This window comes from Pseudomonas sp. 8 R 14 (genome assembly GCF_900005955.1).
GTDB lineage: Bacteria > Pseudomonadota > Gammaproteobacteria > Pseudomonadales > Pseudomonadaceae > Aquipseudomonas > Aquipseudomonas marginalis.
This window is the reverse complement of sequence record NZ_CVTH01000053.1, coordinates 1-3,544: the sequence shown is the minus strand read 5'-3', so window position 1 is coordinate 3,544 and position 3,544 is coordinate 1. Positions and strand designations below refer to the sequence as shown.

Annotated in this window: 2 tRNA genes and 2 rRNA genes; all 4 read right to left on the bottom strand. The window is 50.9% G+C overall.

What is annotated here, in order from left to right:
• Positions 1-88, bottom strand: a 5S ribosomal RNA gene (gene rrf, locus BFQ01_RS11430); the annotation flags it as partial.
• Between the two features lie 152 nt (positions 89-240).
• Positions 241-3,132, bottom strand: a 23S ribosomal RNA gene (locus BFQ01_RS11425).
• Positions 3,133-3,371: 239 nt separating this feature from the next.
• Positions 3,372-3,447: transfer RNA gene (locus BFQ01_RS11420), tRNA-Ala, on the bottom strand.
• A 10-nt stretch (positions 3,448-3,457) separates the two neighbouring features.
• Positions 3,458-3,534: transfer RNA gene (locus BFQ01_RS11415), tRNA-Ile, on the bottom strand.
• Positions 3,535-3,544: the final 10 nt, after the last annotated feature.

Sequence of the window (3,544 nt, the reverse complement as noted above, 5' to 3'; positions counted from 1 at the left end):
GAAACCCCACACTACCATCGGCGATGCATCGTTTCACTGCTGAGTTCGGGATGGGATCAGGTGGTTCCAATGCTCTATGGTCGTCAAGAAATTCGGGTACTGAGTCGTGGCCAGCTGGCCTCGCTTCAGCAAATTGGGTATGTGACAGCTGTCGGTGTTTTGTGAAATCTCGAACTTTCGGTTCATTGCGTCTTCACACACCGCAATCTGGCCTTTCGACGCAAATTGCTTGGGTGTTATATGGTCAAGCCTCACGGGCAATTAGTATTGGTTAGCTCAACGCCTCACAGCGCTTACACACCCAACCTATCAACGTCGTAGTCTTCGACGGCCCTTCAGGGGACTCAAGGTCCCAGTGAGATCTCATCTTGAGGCTAGTTTCCCGCTTAGATGCTTTCAGCGGTTATCTATTCCGAACATAGCTACCCGGCAATGCCACTGGCGTGACAACCGGAACACCAGAGGTTCGTCCACTCCGGTCCTCTCGTACTAGGAGCAGCCCCTCTCAAATCTCAAACGTCCACGGCAGATAGGGACCGAACTGTCTCACGACGTTCTAAACCCAGCTCGCGTACCACTTTAAATGGCGAACAGCCATACCCTTGGGACCGGCTTCAGCCCCAGGATGTGATGAGCCGACATCGAGGTGCCAAACACCGCCGTCGATATGAACTCTTGGGCGGTATCAGCCTGTTATCCCCGGAGTACCTTTTATCCGTTGAGCGATGGCCCTTCCATACAGAACCACCGGATCACTAAGACCTACTTTCGTACCTGCTCGACGTGTCTGTCTCGCAGTCAAGCGCGCTTTTGCCTTTATACTCTACGACCGATTTCCGACCGGTCTGAGCGCACCTTCGTACTCCTCCGTTACTCTTTAGGAGGAGACCGCCCCAGTCAAACTACCCACCATACACTGTCCTCGATCCGGATAACGGACCTGAGTTAGAACCTCAAAGTTGCCAGGGTGGTATTTCAAGGTTGGCTCCACGCAGACTGGCGTCCACGCTTCAAAGCCTCCCACCTATCCTACACAAGCAAATTCAAAGTCCAGTGCAAAGCTATAGTAAAGGTTCACGGGGTCTTTCCGTCTAGCCGCGGATACACTGCATCTTCACAGCGATTTCAATTTCACTGAGTCTCGGGTGGAGACAGCGCCGCCATCGTTACGCCATTCGTGCAGGTCGGAACTTACCCGACAAGGAATTTCGCTACCTTAGGACCGTTATAGTTACGGCCGCCGTTTACCGGGGCTTCGATCAAGAGCTTCGCGTTAGCTAACCCCATCAATTAACCTTCCGGCACCGGGCAGGCGTCACACCCTATACGTCCACTTTCGTGTTTGCAGAGTGCTGTGTTTTTAATAAACAGTCGCAGCGGCCTGGTATCTTCGACCGGCATGAGCTTACGGAGCAAGTCCTTCACCCTCACCGGCGCACCTTCTCCCGAAGTTACGGTGCCATTTTGCCTAGTTCCTTCACCCGAGTTCTCTCAAGCGCCTTGGTATTCTCTACCCAACCACCTGTGTCGGTTTGGGGTACGGTTCCTGGTTACCTGAAGCTTAGAAGCTTTTCTTGGAAGCATGGCATCAACCACTTCGTTAACTAAAAGTTAACTCGTCATCAGCTCTCGGCCTTAGAATCCCGGATTTACCTAAGATTCCAGCCTACCACCTTAAACTTGGACAACCAACGCCAAGCTGGCCTAGCCTTCTCCGTCCCTCCATCGCAATAACCAGAAGTACAGGAATATTAACCTGTTTTCCATCGACTACGCTTTTCAGCCTCGCCTTAGGGACCGACTAACCCTGCGTCGATTAACGTTGCGCAGGAAACCTTGGTCTTTCGGCGTGGGTGTTTTTCACACCCATTATCGTTACTCATGTCAGCATTCGCACTTCTGATACCTCCAGCAAGCTTCTCAACTCACCTTCACAGGCTTACAGAACGCTCCTCTACCGCATCACTTACGTGATACCCGTAGCTTCGGTGTATGGTTTGAGCCCCGTTACATCTTCCGCGCAGGCCGACTCGACTAGTGAGCTATTACGCTTTCTTTAAAGGGTGGCTGCTTCTAAGCCAACCTCCTAGCTGTCTAAGCCTTCCCACATCGTTTCCCACTTAACCATAACTTTGGGACCTTAGCTGACGGTCTGGGTTGTTTCCCTTTTCACGACGGACGTTAGCACCCGCCGTGTGTCTCCCATGCTCGGCACTTGTAGGTATTCGGAGTTTGCATCGGTTTGGTAAGTCGGGATGACCCCCTAGCCGAAACAGTGCTCTACCCCCTACAGTGATACATGAGGCGCTACCTAAATAGCTTTCGAGGAGAACCAGCTATCTCCGAGCTTGATTAGCCTTTCACTCCGATCCACAGGTCATCCGCTAACTTTTCAACGGTAGTCGGTTCGGTCCTCCAGTTAGTGTTACCCAACCTTCAACCTGCCCATGGATAGATCGCCCGGTTTCGGGTCTATTCCCAGCGACTAGACGCCCTATTAAGACTCGCTTTCGCTACGCCTCCCCTATTCGGTTAAGCTCGCCACTGAAAATAAGTCGCTGACCCATTATACAAAAGGTACGCAGTCACCCAACAAAGTGGGCTCCCACTGCTTGTACGCATACGGTTTCAGGATCTATTTCACTCCCCTCTCCGGGGTTCTTTTCGCCTTTCCCTCACGGTACTAGTTCACTATCGGTCAGTCAGTAGTATTTAGCCTTGGAGGATGGTCCCCCCATATTCAGACAAAGTTTCTCGTGCTCCGTCCTACTCGATTTCATGACTAAGAGATTTTCGCGTACAGGGCTATCACCCACTATGGCCGCACTTTCCAGAGCGTTCCGCTAATCTCAAAGCCACTTAAGGGCTAGTCCCCGTTCGCTCGCCACTACTAAGGGAATCTCGGTTGATTTCTTTTCCTCAGGGTACTTAGATGTTTCAGTTCCCCTGGTTCGCCTCTTGCACCTATGTATTCAGTACAAGATAACCATCTTATGATGGCTGGGTTCCCCCATTCAGACATCTCCGGATCAAAGTCTGTTTGCCGACTCCCCGAAGCTTTTCGCAGGCTACCACGTCTTTCATCGCCTCTGACTGCCAAGGCATCCACCGTATGCGCTTCTTCACTTGACCATATAACCCCAAGCAATCTGGTTATACTATGAAGACGACATTCGCCGAAAATTCGATCATACTCAATTAAGAGCCACTCACAAATTTTACCTTAGCCTGAGCCGTTACCAGTGAAAGTAACGTTCAGTCTATCTTTCTATCACATACCCAAATTTTTAAAGAACGATCTAATCAAAGACTAGAAATCAATATTCACTTCAGAATATTCATTTCTAAACTCTAACAGCAGAAACAGTTAATGGTGGAGCCAAACGGGATCGAACCGTTGACCTCCTGCGTGCAAGGCAGGCGCTCTCCCAGCTGAGCTATGGCCCCATAACAAAATTGGTGGGTCTGGGCAGATTCGAACTGCCGACCTCACCCTTATCAGGGGTGCGCTCTAACCAACTGAGCTACAGACCCAATTTCGAGC